General features: G+C 72.9%; 12 protein-coding genes and 1 pseudogene. 4 read left to right on the top strand and 9 right to left on the bottom strand.

Annotated features, from left to right (window positions below; genetic code table 11):
* From ACWDCZ_RS35195 to ACWDCZ_RS35220, 6 genes are all read right to left on the bottom strand, one after another.
* The coding region (locus ACWDCZ_RS35195) for a bile acid:sodium symporter family protein (RefSeq protein WP_449817998.1) at positions 1-971 on the bottom strand (971 nt) is incomplete at its 3' end.
* 152 nt (positions 972-1,123) lie between these two features.
* Positions 1,124-1,471: a hypothetical protein gene (locus ACWDCZ_RS35200; protein ID WP_375877347.1), complete on the bottom strand. Its 348-nt coding sequence runs from the start codon at positions 1,469-1,471 to the stop codon at positions 1,124-1,126.
* Entirely contained in the window at positions 1,468-2,355 is an 888-nt protein-coding gene (locus tag ACWDCZ_RS35205) for an isocitrate lyase/PEP mutase family protein (protein ID WP_375877348.1), read from the bottom strand. The genes ACWDCZ_RS35200 and ACWDCZ_RS35205 overlap by 4 nt, the downstream gene beginning before the upstream one ends.
* Before the next feature lie 271 nt (positions 2,356-2,626).
* Positions 2,627-3,583, bottom strand: coding sequence for a PhzF family phenazine biosynthesis protein (locus ACWDCZ_RS35210; protein ID WP_449817993.1), 957 nt, complete (start codon positions 3,581-3,583; stop codon positions 2,627-2,629).
* Positions 3,584-4,388: 805 nt separating this feature from the next.
* On the bottom strand, positions 4,389-5,261 hold the full coding sequence (locus ACWDCZ_RS35215) for a class I SAM-dependent methyltransferase (protein ID WP_074003533.1): 873 nt from the start codon (positions 5,259-5,261) through the stop codon (positions 4,389-4,391).
* Between the two features lie 203 nt (positions 5,262-5,464).
* Complete coding sequence (locus ACWDCZ_RS35220; RefSeq protein ID WP_449817994.1) at positions 5,465-6,019, bottom strand: PadR family transcriptional regulator; 555 nt, start codon at positions 6,017-6,019, stop codon at positions 5,465-5,467.
* Between the two features lie 183 nt (positions 6,020-6,202).
* Between ACWDCZ_RS35220 and ACWDCZ_RS35225 the strand changes: the two genes are divergently transcribed.
* Positions 6,203-7,609: an MATE family efflux transporter gene (locus tag ACWDCZ_RS35225; protein ID WP_449817995.1), complete on the top strand. Its 1,407-nt coding sequence runs from the start codon at positions 6,203-6,205 to the stop codon at positions 7,607-7,609.
* Positions 7,560-8,087, top strand: coding sequence for a DinB family protein (locus tag ACWDCZ_RS35230; RefSeq protein WP_380745313.1), 528 nt, complete (start codon positions 7,560-7,562; stop codon positions 8,085-8,087). Before ACWDCZ_RS35225 ends, ACWDCZ_RS35230 begins: the two co-directional genes overlap by 50 nt.
* 254 nt (positions 8,088-8,341) lie before the next feature.
* Here ACWDCZ_RS35230 and ACWDCZ_RS35235 read toward each other — a convergent pair.
* The 3 genes and pseudogenes from ACWDCZ_RS35235 to ACWDCZ_RS35245 all read right to left on the bottom strand — a co-directional run.
* Positions 8,342-9,616: pseudogene (locus tag ACWDCZ_RS35235) on the bottom strand (MFS transporter); the annotation flags it as partial.
* A complete protein-coding gene (locus ACWDCZ_RS35240; protein ID WP_449817996.1) occupies positions 9,613-10,203 on the bottom strand; it encodes a TetR/AcrR family transcriptional regulator in 591 nt (196 codons plus the stop codon). The pseudogene ACWDCZ_RS35235 and the gene ACWDCZ_RS35240, both read right to left, overlap by 4 nt.
* Before the next feature lie 307 nt (positions 10,204-10,510).
* Positions 10,511-10,687 (bottom strand): antitoxin, encoded by a 177-nt coding sequence (locus ACWDCZ_RS35245; protein ID WP_049656309.1) that lies wholly within the window; start codon positions 10,685-10,687, stop codon positions 10,511-10,513.
* A 153-nt stretch (positions 10,688-10,840) separates the two neighbouring features.
* Between ACWDCZ_RS35245 and ACWDCZ_RS35250 the strand changes: the two genes are divergently transcribed.
* Together ACWDCZ_RS35250 and lpdA are read left to right on the top strand one after the other, a co-directional pair.
* The gene (locus ACWDCZ_RS35250) at positions 10,841-12,496 is read left to right on the top strand and encodes a M28 family peptidase (protein WP_449817997.1); all 1,656 of its coding nucleotides are present in this window, start codon (positions 10,841-10,843) and stop codon (positions 12,494-12,496) included.
* A 266-nt stretch (positions 12,497-12,762) separates the two neighbouring features.
* A complete protein-coding gene (gene lpdA / locus ACWDCZ_RS35255; protein ID WP_074003526.1) occupies positions 12,763-14,169 on the top strand; it encodes a dihydrolipoyl dehydrogenase in 1,407 nt (468 codons plus the stop codon).
* Positions 14,170-14,204 lie beyond the last annotated feature (35 nt).

A 14,204-nucleotide genomic window follows, 5' to 3' on the forward strand; every position in this document is an offset into this window, starting at 1 on the left:
GCGCCCGGACCGGTGAGCGCGGGCGGGACCGAGCCGGGCGCCGCGCCGCCCGCCGCCGCCCGCGACCAGCGACCGGCGAGGACGGTGCCGACGATCAGCTGGAGCTGGTGGTAGAGCATCAGCGGCAGCACCATCAGCCCGGCTTGCGCTCCGAACAGGACGGTGGCCATCGGCAGGCCGTTGGCCAGGCTCTTCTGCGAACCGCAGAGCACCGCCGCCACGGTGGCCGACCGATCGAGCCCCAGCAGCCGGGCACCGAGCCCGGTGGCCGCCAGGGCGGCGGCGAGCAGGGCGAGCAGCACCGCGAGGAGCCCGAGCAGTGCCAGCGGGGTGGCCAGGCCCCAGATGCCCTGGGACACCGCCGCGCTGAACGCCGTGTAGACGACCAGCAGGATCGAGCCGCGATCCACCGGCGTGAGCACCCGTTTGTGCCGGGACAGCGGACCGCCGAGCCACGGCCGCAGCACCTGCCCGAGCAGGAAGGGCGCGAGCAGCTGCAGCCCGATCCGCAGCAGCCCGTCGGCGGACAGCTCGGTGTGCGAACCCAGCAGCCAGGCCGCCAGCACCGGCGTCAGCACCAGGCCCGCCAGGCTGGAGTAGGTGCCGGCACAGATCGCCGCCGGGACGTTGCCCCCGGCGGCGCCGGTGAGCGCCACCGAGGACTGCACCGTCGAGGGCACCAGACAGAGGAACAGCACCCCGGTCTGCAACGGCCCGGTGAGCGGGACGGGCGTGAGCAGCGCGGTGGCCACGCCGAGCAGCGGGAAGAGGACGAAGGTGGTGGCCACCACCAGCCCGTGCAGCCGCAGGTGGCGCAGCCCGGCCAGGGTCTCGCGGGTGGAGAGCCGGGCGCCGTAGAGGAAGAACAGCAGTGCCACTGCGAGGTCGCAGGCCACTTCGGCGACCCGTGCCGAGGCGCCGGAGACCGGGAACAGCGCGGCCAGCCCGACCGTCCCGGCCAGCGCCGCCATGTACGGGTCCAGCCAGCGCGGCAGCAGTCTTCGGGAGCGGGGCCCGGAGCCGCGTCGCGTCCGCGCCCGTACCTCCAGCGCCTTTGCCCCGCGGGGCCGCTCCCCGCGCGCCCGGAGCCCTGGTGGCTGCTCCGGGCGCGCCAGGCCGTCGGTCACGGGCCGCCTCCCGTCACCGGGCGGAGGGCGGGCCCGGAGGAGGAACCCGGGCCGAGCAGGCCGCCCACCAGCGAGCCGGCGCCGTCGTGGTCGCTGCCCGCGGAGCCGCTGCCGTTCTGGAGGTTGGCCGTACGGTCGATCTCGAGCCAGGAGTCGGCGTTCGAGTTGTCCACGACCGTGATCAGCCCGCCGCCGGCGGCCGCGGGCGCCGCGGCCCCCGCGAGCAGGGCGCAGGCCCCGGCCAGCCCCAGCGCGGTGGCCCGCAGGGCGGCGGCCGCCGAGGGCTGGGCCGACGAGGGCAGGACGGGCGAGGGCCGGGCCGGCCTGAGCTGCCCGGCCCTCATGCCGTCACCGCCATCAGCCCCCTGGGGCGCGCGATGTTCCGCTCCAGCAGCTCGGTCGACTCCCGCACGCCGACCTGCTCACGCCCCCCGGACGGGGTGGGCAGCCGTCCGTCGGCGCTCTTCAGCTCGGACAGGGCGTCGTCCATCGCCCGGTGCGCGGCGAACAGGCACGGGGTGCTGTAGATGGCCACGTCCACCCCCAGGGCCGACAGCTCCGAGAGCGACAGCCGGGGCGACTTGCCGCCCGCGATCTGGTTGAACAGCAGCGGCTTGTCGCCGACCACCCGGCGGATCCGGCGGATCCACTCCTCGCTGCGCACGCCGTCCACGAGCACCACGTCGGCGTCGGTGGCGGCGAGCGCCCGGGCCCGGCGCAGGATGTCGGCCTCCTCGGTGGCGTCGGTGCGCGCGACCACCACCAAGTCCGTCCGGTTGGCGAGGACGAGCTCCAGCTTCTCCAGGTACTCCTCCAGCGGGAGCACCAGCTTGCCGTCCGCGTGCCCGCAGCGGCGCGGCCGCTTCTGGTCCTCCAGGATCACGCCCGACGCGCCGATCCGTTCGAGCTTGCGCACGACGTGGCAGGCCACCTCCGGATCGACGTAGCCGTCGTCGATGTCGACCAGCAGGTGGTGCCGGGGAAAGGCTCCGCGCAGCCGTTCGACGAAGCCCACCATGTCGGGCCAGGCGATGAAACCGATGTCCGGCAGCCCGTAGTAGGAGGCCGCGAAGCCGAAGCCGGAGACGAACATGCCGTCGTAGTGCTCGGCCGCGATGGAGGCCGAGTACATGTCGTAGACGCCGATCAGCGGCGTCGCCCCCGGGCCCGCGATCTCCGCGCGCAGCCGCTGCCCGGGGCTGTCCGTTGCCGTGTTTCCGTGGAACAAGGTCTTCTCCTCACTGGGGATGACTTTGCCTGAACTTGGTGCTTACCAGACCGAACTGAGGTGTCATCACTATGCGCTCTTTAAGGTTCCGTGGGCAAATCTTTAAGTGAGATTCACTCGCGAGAGTGAAGAAATGTCGAAGATATGGAAGATGCTGATATGCATATCGGCTAAATGCTGTGACGCTTCAGCAAGGTGGTCGGGGTCGGCGCCCCGGAGGCAGGGCTGTCGGAGTCGACTGCCGTCACGTGAATCGCCGGGCGGGCGGTTCTCAGGCCCGGTCGACCATTTTGCCCGTCATGAGCTGCCCTTTCAGCAAGGTGCGTACCCCGCCGCCGACGCTTGCGAATATGCCCCCATCGGCATTCCTGCGGACTTCCACCCGCAATCTGGAGAAGCCGAGTTCGGTGGTGCCCTGGACGATGTCGAACACCAGGGGCTTGTCGATCGGCCCCGTGTGCGCCAGCCATCCGGCCATTGCCAGTGCGGCCGAGCCTGTGGCGGGGTCTTCCGCGCAAACCGGCTCGGGAACGAAGACCCGAGCGCGGACTTCGGGCAGTTGCGGAACGAACACTGCCACCCCGAAGACGCCGGCCAGTCCGGGCACCCTCTCGGCGAGCGCCGCAACCCTGTGCGGCAGGGCCTCGGCCGACTCCAGATCGGCGGCGCTCACCGGGAGGCAGGCGAACCCGAGCCCGGCCGATGCCAATCTCACGGGCCCCACTGCCGCGTCCGGAGCGAGCCCAACCGCTTCGCATACGAGATCCGGAACGACGGGCGGACCCACCTGGCAGGCCCGTTCCTCCAGTACGGCACTTTCCCCTGTCGGCCCCACCTGCGCGTGAACGATTCCGCCCCGAGTGCGCAGCGCCACCCGGCCGGGCTGGGCCAGGCCCTGCCGCACCGCCACTGCGGCTGCTCCCACGAGGGGATGACCTGCGAAGTCCAGCTCGACGTAGGGAGTGAAGATCCGCACCTCCACCTCTCCTCCGTCACCCCGGCGCAGGAAGACGGTTTCCGGCATGGCCAGGCGGGCCGCCAGGCGTTGCATCAGCGCATCGTCACATGCGGCAGCGCACGTGACCACTCCGAGTGGCCCTCCGGTCAGCGGCTCATTCCCGAACGCTTCGACCAGTTCGAATTTCATGCACCCGTCATCGCCGGAGAAGGTCGAGTTGTCGCTCGTGAGTGTGGGGAGCGCGGGGGTGCCGGCGGAGTGGGTCGTCATCGCGGTTCTCTCTTCGAGTGGCTCTGCTGTCATCGGCTGGGCTGTCGTCCGTGGCTGCCGGGGCTGACGCTGAGCATGGTGATCATCGGGCCGGCGGGGTCGGTTCGTGGAGGACGGCCGAGGCGAGTGCCGAGTCCAGGGCGCCCAGGTCTGCACGCGCGGATCCGTGCGTGCGTCAGGGCTCCTCATGAGTTGGACGGTATATCCAGCCTGGACTAAGTGTCCACCAGGGGTGCCTTCTCGCGAACGGTCCAGTGCGAGAGCAAGATCGATCACGGGGTGCCGGACCCCTGCCGGCAAGCCCCTCCGAAGTGCGCCGACCGACCCGGACCCGCCGAGCGCGGACGTCCGCACCGCCCACTCCGCGCGTCCACCCTCGAAGGGCACACCGCGGCCCGCAAGGGCAAGGAGGGCGGCCGACCGCCCGTCATCACCGACGACACGGTGACACTGTCCTGCGGTGCCGCGCGGGCGGCGGTCCGTCGAACAGATCCAGCCCGCCTGATCATCCCCGCCGGCAAGCGGAAGGGGCGGAACCCCTCCGTCGGGAGCATCTGCCGGGCGCCGGCCGAGCACGCCAAGCGCGAGGTGTGCCCCGAAGCCGTCGAACAGGCCCACATCGACTTCGCCGTCCTCCAGGTCGGCCAAGTCCCCGGTGCCCGCCTGGCTGTCCCGGGCCGAGTGCCGCTCTGACCGCAGAGCACTGTCTCTCGCTTCGCCGTGGCTTCGGGGGAACAGGGCCGTGTACGGGGCGAAGCCGGCGCCGGGGCCCGGCCGGTGGGGAGTGGGCCTCGGCGCGTGAGGGTCAGGCGCGCGGGAGCGGGGGTGCGGCGCGGCGTTCGCGCAGTGTCCGGAGCATCCGGCGGGTGGCCTTGGTCGCGACCGGGGGCAGGAGCTCCAGGGCGAGCCGCCGTGAGGTGGAGCGCTGGATCGGGCCCTTGACCTGGTAGTTGAGGCGCATCACCCGGGCGCCGGCGATGGTGTCCTCGTCGACGGTGTACCCCTCGGCCGGCCAGTCGCGCTTCCGCAGGACGGCCTGGGCGGCCGCCGCGTCGCCCCAGGTGCCGTAGAACTTCATCGGGGTGAGCAGGACCGGCCGCAGTCCGCCGGTGAAGACCGCCTCCCAGACCGCGGCGGAGACGCCCGGGGTGTGCTCGGAGCGGTAGTCGTCCAGGGCGACCACGCCGTTCTCGCCGAGCGCGGCCCGGGCCACCGCGATGTCCCCGGCGACGTGTTCGTAGAGGTGGGAGGCGTCGACGTGGACGAAGCGGCAGCTGTCCGCCCGGACGCGGCCGTCGGCCAGCACCGAGGTCGGGGCCTGCACTATCTCGGGCAGCTCGCCGTGGAAGGCGAGGTAGTTGGCCTCGAAGGCGCTGCGGGTGAGGGTCTTGCGGTAGGACATGTTCATCTCGGCGGCGTTGTCGGCGTCGCCCGCCTCGGAGTCGAACAGGTCGCAGACCGTCAGCCGCTCACCCGGCTGCAGGTGGTCGCCGAGCAGGACGGCGCTGCGGCCGAGGTAGCTGCCGAGCTCCAGGATGTCGCCGGTGACGCCGGCCGCGGTCTGGGCGGACAGCAGGTGGCTGAAGGCGGCCCGGTCGAGGCTGAAGAACCAGCCGGGAATGTCATCCCGCTTCAGCGGCGCGGAGTGGACTGCGGCCTCGACCGCGGTCTCGGACATGGGCACGGCGGCCTCCAGGGGGACGGCGGGGCGCGGTGGCGGGTCACGCCCGCGGAGGGGGACGCCGAGGACGTGAGGCGGATCATCATAGCGACGCCGGGGCGGGGGAGAGTCAGATGCGGAACGGCCTAAATCCGGCTCTTCGCTCTGCCGTTCGGCAGGGGTTCACGCCTTCGTTTTCGCTCCCGAATCGCCTGGTCGGCCTAGCCTTCCGAGAGCTCCGCCCCGCCCGGCCGTTCCAGCTCCGCGACGGTCTCGGACAGCCAGGCCCGCTCGGCCGCCGTGGAGGCCCGGGCGACGAGCAGCATCCCGCGCCGGAAGGGGTTCGGCTCGCGCTCGGCGGTCACCGGCTGCCCCGTCCCGTCGTAGAAGAAGCTGCTCGGGGCGTCCAGGAAGGCCAGTCGGCGGCGGAGCACGGCGGCCTGCCGGGGCGGGTCGGCGAGATGGTGCAGGAACGTGGTGACGGTGAAGAAGCGGATCTGGTCGGTGATCTCGGCCTGCTCCGGGTCGGCCAGGCGGCGCAGCAGTTCGGCCCGCCCCTGCGCCGTCAGCTCCAGCGTCTGCCGCGGTGCGGCGCCGCTGCCCGGTTCGGTGCGACGGTGCAGCAGTCCGGCCTTCTCCAGCCGGGCGATGGCGGGGTAGAGCGCGCCGTCGCTCACCGGTCGGACATGACCGGTCAGTCCGGTGATCCGGGACTTGAGCTCGTAGCCGTGAAGCGGCTGGTCGTACAGGAAACCGAGGATCGCGAGCGTCAACACGGCTGGAGCCCTTCGGTCGGAGTGCGCCCTGTGGAGTCGTCATGTTACCTCTTGTCGATGTGCCTCGAAACGATGTATCTCTATTCGAGGCGGGTCGAGAGGGCCGCAGCCGATCGAGGAGAGCCGAGGCGGGCCGGGGCCCGCCCGGTCACGTACGAGCACCACAGGGGAAGGGAGAAGGGCATGCGCGGCCAGTTGCGCCGACTCACGGCATTGGCGGTACCCGTCTACGCGGAGCTGCTGTCCGGGGTGATCGCCTCGGTGATCGGGGCCCTCTGGGTGGCCGGTCTCGGCGGGGCCGCGGTCGCCGCCGTCACCCTGGCCGGCACCGTCGAGAACCTGCTGCTCGGCCTGGTCCTGGTGGTCGCCTCCGGCACCAGCGTCAGGCTCTCCCACGCCCTCGGTGCCGGCGACCACGCCGAAGCCGCCCGGACCACCCGCGCGGCCTGGCGGCTCTGTGCCGCCGTCAGCGCGGCGCTCGCCGTCCCCGGCTTCCTGCTGCGCGACCGGCTGGCAGGCGCCTTCTTGGACGGCGACGCCGCCGAACAGGCCGCCGGTTACCTCGCCGTCGCGTTCCCGGCCTTCGCGCTCTTCGTCGGCCAGCGCGTCGCCGACGAGCTGTTCAAGGGCGCGGGCGACACCCGCACCCCGATGCGGATCGCCCTGCTCTCCAACGCGCTGCTGCTCCTCCTCGACCCCCTGCTGATCCTCGGCCCGGGGCCGCTGCCCGCCCTCGGCGTGCCGGGCGCCGCCCTGGCCCTGGTCCTCTCCCGGGCGATCGCCCTCGCCGTCACCCTGCGAGTGCGGCGAGGGCGGCGACCACGGAAGCCGGTGAGACGCGAGGAACCGCGGCCGCAGGACCCCGGCGGCACCGAGGGAGCGGGCGCGGCGGCGGTACGCATCCTGCGCGCGGGCGCACCGTTCGGTCTGGACTTCACCGCCCGGATGGCCGTCGGAACCGCCCAACTCGGCCTGGTCGCGGGCTTCGGCGTCGCGGCGGTGGCCGGCTATGGCCTCGGCTACCGTGTCCTGCTCGTCGCCACCATGGCCTTCTACGCGCTGCGCCAGGCCGCCGCGATCGAGGCGGCACGGCTGACCGGTGCGGGAGAGGTCGCCGCGCTGCACACCCTGCGCCGCGCCACCGGACGCCTCGCCGCGCTGCTCGGTGGGGTGGCGGCGGTGCTCGCCGTCACGCTCGCCGTGCCGCTGACCGCGCTCTTCACCGAGGACCGGGCGGTGGCCGCGCAGTCCGTCGGCTTCCTGCGCTCGGCGGCCCTCTACCTGCTGCCGTACGCGCTGGTGGTGGCGGTCGGCGGAGTGCACCAGGCGGCGGGCGCCGGGCGCCCGCTGGTGGTCTCCGTCCTGCTCGGTCTCGGGGCCCAACTCGCCGCCTCGGCGGCCCTGTCCGGGCCGCTGGGGGTGTCGGGGGTGTGGCTCGGGCCTGCGGTGGGCGCGGCCGTGCAGCTCGCGCTGGTCGCCACACTGACACGGTCGCGGAGTCCGCGCGGGACTGTCGGTGGTGTGTGCCAGGGTGGGGGCCATGGCACACACCCCGGACGGGCGGCCGATCCCGCCCCCGCACACCGATGAACGCACCACGCTGGAGAACTGGTTGGACTTCCAGCGGGCCACGCTCGCCCGGAAGGCCGACGGCCTCGACGACCACCAGGTGCGGCTGGCGTCCGTCCCACCGTCCACGATGACCCTGCTGGGCCTGGTTCAGCACCTCGCCGAGGTCGAACGCACCTGGTACCAGCGGGTGTTCGCCGGGCAGGACGTCCCGCCGGTGTACGGCGCGGACAACGCCGACGGCTACGGGCTGGCCCCGGAGCGCGGGATGGCCGAGGCGCTGCGGGACTGGCAGACGGAGGTCGACCGGGGCCGGGAGCTGACCGCGGACAAGCCGCTGGAGGCGGCCGGCCCGCTCTCCCCGCAGATCGCCGCGGTGATCGGCGCGGACAGCGTCTCGCTGCGCTGGATCCTGGTGCACCTGATCGAGGAGTACGCCCGCCACAACGGCCACGCCGACCTGCTCCGGGAGTCCGTCGACGGCGCCACCGGGGTGTGAACCAAACCGGGGTCTGACGGCACGGGCGTTGCTCGGCGCCGGCCGGCGGACTCCGGCCGCGCGCCCGACGCCGGACCGGTGGTCCGGTCGGCAGCCCCACCGGCCGTCGGTCCGGCCGCCCGTCCGGTCAGCCGCGCTGCGAGCAGCGTTCCCGCGCCGGCCACCGCCGCCATGGTCAGCGCGGACGGCGCGAGCGCAGCGCCGGGGTCCGTACGGCCGGCGGCGGCGGTGGCCAGGGCGATGCCCAGCGCCGGGCCGATGTTCAGCACGGTCTGCTGCAGGCCGCCCGCGACCCCGGCCCGGGCGGCGGCCGCGCCCCGGACCACCATCGTGGTGGCGGTGGCCATCACCGCACCGAAGCCGGTGCCGAGCAGTGCGAAGCAGCCGGCGATCGCGAGCGTCCCGGAGCCGGTGCCGGTGCCGGTGCCGAGAAGTGCTGTGAGCAGCGCCCCCGTGGTGATCAGGGCCATTCCCGGCAGCACCACCGCCCGCTCGCCGTGACGTTTCGCCAGCCAGGCGGAACCGGGCGCCGCGAGGATCATCGTCACCGCGAGCGGCACCGCCCGCAGGGCGCTCCGCAGGGGGTCGAGCCCGAGCACGTCCTGGAGGTAGTAGGTGGCGGGGAAGAGCGTTCCCTGGAGCGCGGCGGAGGCGGCGAGCAGGACGACCAGGGGTGGCGCGACGGCCGTGGAGCGGAGCAGCGCGGGCGGCAGCAGAGGGTTGGTGGTCCGGCGTTCGTGGCGTACCAGGACGAGGGCGAGGACTCCGGCCACGGTGAGGCCGAGCAGCGGAACGAGCGGTCGGCCGGTGTCCGGCAGCGTCACCAGGCTCTCCACCAGGAGGGCCAGCGCGAGTGCGAGCAGGGCCGCGCCGGGCAGGTCGAGCCTGCTGCCGTGCCGGTTGCCGTGCTCGCTGCCGTGCCGGTTGCCGCGCCCGGCGGCCGGGGATCGGGTGTCGGGCGATCCGGCTCCGGCCGGTACCGCGAGGGCCGCCAGGAGGGCGGCCGCGGCGGGCAGCAGGCCCAGCAGGAAGACCGACCGCCAGCCGAGGTGCGCGGTCAGTGCGCCGCCGACCAGCGGTCCGGCCGCCGCCGCGAGCCCGATGGCGGCGGTGCGGATCGCGATCGGGCCGGCCAGGCGGTCGGCGGGCCAGGCGGCCCGCAGCATGCCCAGGGTGGCCGGTTGCAGCAGCGCGCCGGCCGCGCCCTGCAGGACGCGCAGTGCGACGACCCAGCCGATGCCGGGTGCGACGGCGATCCCGAGCGAGGCGGTGGCGAAGCCGGTGACGCCGAGTACGAAGACCCGCCGGTGCCCGTACCGGTCGCCGAGGCGGCCGACGAAGACCAGCAGGGCGGCGACGGTGACCAGGTAGCCGGTGCTGGCCCACTGGACGGCGGCGACGGAGGCGTGCAGGTCGTGTTGGAGGGTCGGCCGGGCGACGGTCAGCGCGGTGCCGTCGACGGCTACCAGGACGGCGCCGGTGATGCTCGCGGCCAGGACGAGCCCCCGGTGGTGCCGCGGCGGGTTCACCGGACGGAGGGGCCGAGGTGGGCGTCCAGTGTGGCGCGCAGCAGTGGCTCGACGGAGTCGTCGCCGGTGATGAGGCGCAGGCTGCCCCAGGTGCGCAGTTGGGCGAGGCCGTGCAGGTTGGACCAGAGGGCGGCGGTGGCGGCGGCCGGATCGTCGGACTGCGGGTGCACCTCGGTGACCAGGCCGACGAAGGTGAGGAACAGCGGCAGGGTGGTGCGGCGAAGTTCGATGCCGCTGCCCTCCAGCAGGTCGTGACGGAACATCAGCTCGAACATGCCGGGGTTGGCGGCCGCGAAGCCGAGGTAGGCGCGGGCGAGCGCGTCGAGGCGGGTGCGCGCGTCGGCGCCGGTGGCGGCGGTGAGGGCGTCGGCGCCCGCGAGGGTGTCGGTGAGCCTGCCGAAGCCCTGCTGGGCGATGGCGGCGAGGAGTTCGCGGTGGGTGGGGAAGTGGCGGCGGGGCGCGCCGTGCGAGACCCCGGCGCGGCGGGCGATCTCGCGCAGGCCGAGCGCCTGGACGCCGCCCTCGGCCACCAACTCGACGCCGGCGGCCACCAGTCGGGCCCGCAGGTCCTGCTCCTGTTCGGTCATGAGGACACTGTCTACCAGCTGCGCGTAGACAGTGTCTACTCGCGGCCGCACCGATGCCCGGGCAGAATCGATCGCGTGACCGATCACGTGGACGAAGGCGGCGAGCCGGCCTGCTGGTTGGACCGGGTGTGCCCGGAGTGCGGACGACTGCGCGAGCGGACCGGCCCGGGCCCCTGCGAGAACTGCGGCACGGACGGCACGGACGGTGTGGACGCGCAGGACGACGGGCAGGGCGACGGGGGCAGGCAACTGAGACCGACCCCGGCCCGGCCGGGGTCAGCCGGGCCGGCGCCCCGCGGAGCCGCCGCTACTGGGGCGGCTGGTCGCGGAACTGGTTCTTGAGCTGCTCCTGGGCGGCGTCGACCTGCCCGCTGTACTTGCCCTCGGTGCGCTGGTCGACGGCGTCGCCCGCCTTGTCGACGGCCTTGTCGGCCTGGTCCTCGTGGCCCTTCAGCAGGCTCTTGAGCTTATCCATCATGGACATCTGGTCACACTCCTGGATGAGACGCCCCCACCCCTCCAATATCGCCGCGTGCGCTGCGGTCCGCATCCCGCAAGGTGTGCGTAAAGGCTTGGCAACGGGATTCCGATCATGTCCAATCATGACCCTCACGGCCCGTCGGAAGGAGTCGCCCTGATGCTGCGCACCCGTCGCTCCACCTCGCCGCTCGACCGTTCCACCCCACTCGACCGTTCCACCCCGTACGACCGCACCACCTCCCCAGGACGCCCGCGAACCGCCGTCACCCGGCGGAGTGCGGGCGCCGCCCTGACCGTCGCCGCCCTGGTCGCCCCGCTGCTGCTGGCCGGCGCCGGCAGCGCCTCGGCCGACCCGGACCCGGCGCGCAAGGGCGCCAAGCTGGCCTCCCGGCTGGTCGAGGCGAGCAGCGCCCGGGACGCCCGGGCCACGCTGGCCGCGCTCCAGCTGATCGCGGACCGCAACGGCGGTACCCGGCCGGCCGGTTCGAAGGGGCACGACCAGTCCGCGCAGTACGTCTACGAGCAGGCGCGGCGGGCCGGACTCAACGTGTCCAAGCAGGAGTTCGTCTACACCTACTTCGAGGCCCGCTCCGAGCACCTCGACGTGGTCTCCCCGAAGGCCGAGTCGGTCCCGGTGATCGCCATGACGTACTCGGTGAGCGGTCCGGAGGCGGGCCTGACCGCGGACCTGGCTGTCGCTCCGGTCGGCGCCACCACCGGCTGCACGCCCGCCGACTACCCGGCGGGCGCCTTCACCGGCAAGATCGCCCTGATCCGGCGCGGCGGGTGCAGTTTCGCCGAGAAGCAGGCCGCCGCGGCCGGCGCGGGGGCGGCCGGGGCGATCATCTACAACAACACCGAGGGCAGCCTCAACGGGACGCTCAGCGAGCCGACGGCGGGGAGGATCCCGACCGGCGGGATCACCGAGGCCGCGGGCGAGGCGCTGGCCGCCCAGGCCGCCGCCGGGCCCGTCCGGGTGACCCTGGACATCCGCACCTTCATGGAGCAGCGCAAGACCTGGAACGTCATCGCCGAGACCCGCGGCGGCGACCCGAACCACACCGTGATGGTCGGCGCGCACCTCGACTCCGTCCCCGAGGGGCCGGGCATCAACGACAACGGCTCCGGCACGGCCGGAATCCTGGAGGTCGCGAAGAACCTCAGCGTCCACCCGGTGAAGAACAAGGTCAGGTTCGCCTGGTGGTCGGCCGAGGAGTTCGGCCTCAAGGGCGCCGAGAAGTACGTGACCTCCCTCTCCGACGCGGAGAAGAAGAAGATCAGCCTCTACCTCAACTTCGACATGATCGCGTCCCCCAACTACGCGCAGTTCGTCTACAACGGCTCCGGCAGCGCCGGCGGGGACGCGGGCCCCGAGGGCTCGGCCCAGCTGGAGCGGGACATCAACGGCTACCTGGAGGGCCGGGGCCTGCCGCACGACCCGACCGCTTTCGACGGCCGCTCCGACTACGGTCCGTTCATCGACGCGGGCATCCCGGCCGGCGGCACCGACACCGGTGCCGAGAAGGTCAAGTCCCCTGAGCAGGCGGCCCGTTACGGCGGCACGGCCGGCGTCGCGTACGACCCGTGCTACCACAAGGCCTGCGACAACCTGGGCAACATCGACATGGGCGCCTTCGACGTCAACATCGACGTGATCGCGAACGCCGTCGGCACCTACGCCTGGGACCTCTCCTCGCTGCACCGGCCCGTCCCGGCCCAGCGCCCGGCCGTGAAGGCGGCGCCCGGCGCCGGCGCGGGCGCGACGGGTATCGGCGGCACCAACGGCGACCGCTCCCACGGCGTGGCGGCCTGACGCCCGGGTGGGCCCACCGCCACCCCCGGCCGGCGGGCCCACCCGACCGCCGTACGCGACTGCTCCATCCGGGACCTCCCTCCGTCATCGCCCCTGGTGGCCACGGGTGCCGTCACCGTAGCGGAGACCGCTGACAAATCCGGCCGCGGGCCGGTACGGTGCCGCGCGGGGCGCATCCGCCGAGACCCGGTGGGTGCGCCGAGCACGGTCCTGACACCATGGGACCGAGATCACGACACCGTGACACCCTCGGAGGAGTCAGCAACATGAGCACGCACTACGACGTCGTCGTCCTCGGCGCGGGCCCGGGCGGCTACACCGCCGCCGTCCGTTCGGCCCAGCTGGGGCTGAAGGTCGCGGTCATCGAGGCCAAGTACTGGGGCGGCGTCTGCCTCAACGTCGGCTGCATCCCCTCCAAGGCCCTGCTGCGCAACGCCGAGCTCGCCCATATCTTCACCAAGGAGGCCAAGACCTTCGGCATCAAGGTCGAGGGCCAGGTGACCTTCGACTTCGGCGAGGCCTTCCGGCGCAGCCGGTCGGTGGCCGACGGCCGGGTCAAGGGCGTCCACTACCTGATGAAGAAGAACGGCATCACCGAGTACGACGGCTGGGGCACCTTCGTCGACGACCACACCCTCCAGGTGGCGCTCAGCGGCGGCGGCTTCGACGTCGTCACCTTCGACCACTGCGTCATCGCCGCCGGTGCCACCACCCGCCTGCTGCCCGGCACCAGCCTGAGCGACCGCGTGGTCACCTACGAGGAGCAGATCCTCACCGAGCAGCTGCCGGAGAGCATCATCATCGCGGGCGCCGGCGCGATCGGCGTCGAGTTCGCCTACGTGCTGCACAACTACGGCGTGAAGGTCACCATCGTCGAGTTCCTGGACCGCGTGGTGCCGTTGGAGGACGTCGAGGTCTCCACCGAACTGGCCAAGCAGTACCGCAAGCTGGGCATCGAGGTGCTGACCTCCACCCGGGTCGAGTCGATCGACGACAGCGACCCGAACGCCAAGGTCCGGGTCACCGTCACCAAGGACGGGCAGCAGCAGGTGCTGGAGGCCGACAAGGTGCTCCAGGCGATCGGCTTCGCGCCGCGGGTCAACGGCTACGGCCTGGAGAACACCGGGGTCAAGCTCACCGACCGCAACGCCATCGCGGTGGACGGCCGCGGCCGCACCAGCGTCGAGCACATCTTCGCGATCGGCGATGTGACCGCCAAGCTGATGCTCGCGCACGCCGCCGAGACGATGGCCGTGATCGCCGCCGAGACCATCGGCGGGGCGGAGACCATGGAGGTCGACTTCGCCATGATCCCGCGCGCCACCTACTGCCAGCCGCAGATCGCCTCCTTCGGCTACACCGAGGCGCAGGCCCGCGACCTGGGCTACGACGTCAAGGTCGCCAAGTTCCCGTTCACCGCCAACGGCAAGGCGCACGGGCTCGGCCACCCGATCGGCTTCGTCAAGGTCATCAGCGACAGCACCCACGGCGAGCTGCTCGGCGCCCACCTGATCGGCCCCGAGGTCACGGAGCTGCTGCCGGAGCTGACGCTGGCCCAGCAGTGGGACCTGACCGTCCACGAGGTCGCCCGCAACGTGCACGCCCACCCGACCCTGGGCGAGGCGGTCAAGGAGGCCATCCACGGCCTCGCCGGTCACATGATCAACATGTGACGCGCCCTCCCCGAGCGCACGCCGCGCCCCCGTCG

The organism is Kitasatospora sp. NPDC001225, from assembly GCF_053597855.1.

What these genes read in the sequence shown, in the direction of transcription:
- ACWDCZ_RS35225 (WP_449817995.1), top strand. Translation starts at nt 6,203, where the DNA reads ATGCGCGGCCAGTTGCGCCGACTCACGGCATTGGCGGTACCCGTCTAC.
- ACWDCZ_RS35250 (WP_449817997.1), top strand. Translation starts at nt 10,841, where the DNA reads ATGCTGCGCACCCGTCGCTCCACCTCGCCGCTCGACCGTTCCACCCCA.
- ACWDCZ_RS35200 (WP_375877347.1), bottom strand. Translation starts at nt 1,471, where the DNA reads ATGAGGGCCGGGCAGCTCAGGCCGGCCCGGCCCTCGCCCGTCCTGCCC.
- ACWDCZ_RS35215 (WP_074003533.1), bottom strand. Translation starts at nt 5,261, where the DNA reads ATGTCCGAGACCGCGGTCGAGGCCGCAGTCCACTCCGCGCCGCTGAAG.
- ACWDCZ_RS35245 (WP_049656309.1), bottom strand. Translation starts at nt 10,687, where the DNA reads ATGTCCATGATGGATAAGCTCAAGAGCCTGCTGAAGGGCCACGAGGAC.
- ACWDCZ_RS35240 (WP_449817996.1), bottom strand. Translation starts at nt 10,203, where the DNA reads ATGACCGAACAGGAGCAGGACCTGCGGGCCCGACTGGTGGCCGCCGGC.
- ACWDCZ_RS35230 (WP_380745313.1), top strand. Translation starts at nt 7,560, where the DNA reads ATGGCACACACCCCGGACGGGCGGCCGATCCCGCCCCCGCACACCGAT.
- ACWDCZ_RS35210 (WP_449817993.1), bottom strand. Translation starts at nt 3,583, where the DNA reads ATGACGACCCACTCCGCCGGCACCCCCGCGCTCCCCACACTCACGAGC.
- lpdA (WP_074003526.1), top strand. Translation starts at nt 12,763, where the DNA reads ATGAGCACGCACTACGACGTCGTCGTCCTCGGCGCGGGCCCGGGCGGC.